The sequence below is a fragment of the Bradyrhizobium sp. Kon69 genome (assembly GCF_055807515.1).
On record NZ_JBVVOS010000292.1, the window covers coordinates 1 to 285 of the forward strand.

The 285-nt window shown below is 60.7% G+C and carries 1 protein-coding gene; it reads right to left on the bottom strand.

Annotated elements, in window-relative coordinates:
- Positions 1–285 (bottom strand): OpgC domain-containing protein (gene opgC, locus AC0L3U_RS39225; protein WP_473365094.1); only part of this gene is annotated, 285 nt, incomplete at both ends.

A 285-nucleotide genomic window follows, 5' to 3' on the forward strand; every position in this document is an offset into this window, starting at 1 on the left:
GCAATAGAAATGCAGCATAAATGTCCCAGCTTCGCCACAGCGTACGGGTGATGACGCCGGGCCAGCCATCGCGCGAATGTGCGCTGCCGTAAGCCAGTGCGCAGGTCACACCCGAGACGAACATGAATACTTCCGCGCTATCACTGAAGCCGTAGTTCCGCAGCGTCAGCCAGCTTCCGATGTTGTTGGGGAAATGATTCAAAAAGATGCACCAGAGCGCGAGGCCGCGGCAAGCATCGATGCGTAGGTCGCGGCCTAGCCCTTTCGGCTGCGGCCGCGGGCCCG